This is a genomic window from Streptomyces sp. 13-12-16 (genome assembly GCF_002114215.1).
Taxonomy (GTDB): Bacteria; Actinomycetota; Actinomycetes; order Streptomycetales; family Streptomycetaceae; genus Streptomyces.
The window spans coordinates 1-1914 of record NZ_NCTE01000838.1; the positions used below are offsets into that span (position 1 = coordinate 1).

The following is a 1914-nucleotide window of genomic DNA, read 5'->3' on the forward strand; positions in this document are numbered from 1 at the left end:
GCGCAGGAAGCGTGGTACCTCACCCGCCGCGCCCGCTCCCTGGCCCGCGTCCGCGACGCCTTCGGGCCGCCGCCCGCCCTCGACGCGCTGCGGGAGGAACTCGCCCGGGCCATGGGCGCCCGGGACGCCACCGCCCGCCCGGAGGCCTGCGCCGCCTACCTCTTCGAGGAACTGACCACGGGACCCGAGGGCTTCGTCATCAGCGCCCGCACCCGCGCCCTGCTCGACGCCTTCCGCCGCACGGTCGCCACCGAGGAGTACGACGACGACCTCACCGCCCTCGCCGACCTCACCGCCCGCCGCCAGCTGGTCGAGGCCTGGCTGACCGCGTACGCCGCGACCACCGGGGACGAGCCGGCCGCCGGCGACCTCGCCGAGGCCGTGGCCGCCGAACTCTGCCCGGACACGCCCCGTCACACCTCGGATGCACCCCTGACCGTGACCGTGGACGGCCTGCTCGGCACCCACCCCCGGATCACCGACCGCCGCCTCGCCCTCCGCCTGGACGAATTCCTCGCCCGCACCGAGGAGTTCAGGGAGCGCGGCGTACCCGCCTTCCGCGCCTTCCAGCGCCGCCGCACCGCCCTGGTGGCCGCCGAGCGCACCCGGCTGCGCCTGGACGACCACCGGCCGCGCGTGATGTCGTCGTTCGTCCGCAACCGCCTGGTCGACGAGGTCTACCTCCCGCTGGTCGGCGACAGCCTCGCCAAACAGCTCGGCACCACGGGCGAGTCCGGCCGCACCGGCACCGGTGGCCTGCTGCTGCTCGTCTCCCCGCCCGGCTACGGCAAGACGACCCTCATGGAGTACGTCGCCGACCGCCTCGGCCTGGTCCTGGTGAAGATCAGCGGCCCCGCACTCGGCCACGCGGTCACCTCGCTCGACCCGGCCGAGGCGCCGAACGCCACCGCCCGCCGGGAGATCGAGAAGATCAACTTCGCGCTGGCCGCCGGCAACAACACCCTCCTGTACCTCGACGACATCCAGCACACCTCACCCGAACTGCTCCAGAAGTTCATCCCGTTGTGCGACGCCACGCGCCGGATGGAGGGCGTGTGGGAGGGCGAGCCGCGCACCTACGACCTGCGCGGGAAGCGGTTCGCCGTCTGCATGGCCGGCAACCCCTACACCGAGTCCGGCGAGGCCTTCCGGGTCCCGGACATGCTGGCCAACCGCGCCGACGTGTGGAACCTCGGTGACGTCCTCACCGGCAAGGAGGACGTCTTCGCGCTCAGTTTCGTGGAGAACGCCCTCACCGCCAACCCGGTGCTCGCCCCGCTCGCCGGCCGCGACCGCGCCGACCTCGACCTGCTGATCCGCCTCGCCGGGGACGACCCCACCGCCCGCGCCGACCGTCTCGCCCACCCCTACGCCCCCACCGAACTGGACCGCGTCCTGGCGGTGCTGCGCCACCTGCTCACCGCCCGCCGGACCGTCCTCGCCGTCAACGCGGCGTACATCGCCTCCGCCGCCCAGTCCGACGACGCCCGCACCGAGCCGCCGTTCCGGCTCCAGGGCTCCTACCGCAACATGAACAAGATCGCCCAGCGGATCCAGCCCGTCATGAACGCCGCCGAACTGGCCGCCGTCATCGACGACCACTACACGGCCGAGGCCCAGACCCTCACCACGGGCGCGGAGTCGAACCTCCTGAAACTCGCCGAACTGCGCGGCACCCTCACCCCCGACCGGGCGGCCCGCTGGAGCGAACTGAAGGCGGCCCACGTCCGCACCCTGACCCTGGGCGGCCCCGACGAGGACGCCCTGGCCCGCGCGGTCGCCGCCCTCGCCCTCCTCGGCGACCGCATCGCCGCCGTCGAGTCGGCCATCACCCGCGCGGCGGACCCGCGCCGGCTGCTCGCCCACCCGTCCTCCGAGAGCGACCGATGACGCCCCGCCCGGCACCGCTCCCCG

At 74.2% G+C, this 1914-nt stretch carries 1 protein-coding gene; it reads left to right on the forward strand.

What is annotated here, in order from left to right; translation table 11 throughout:
- On the forward strand, positions 1 to 1890 hold a 1890-nt coding region (locus tag B7767_RS30240; protein WP_143652703.1), incomplete at its 5' end, for an ATP-binding protein.
- Positions 1891 to 1914 lie beyond the last annotated feature (24 nt).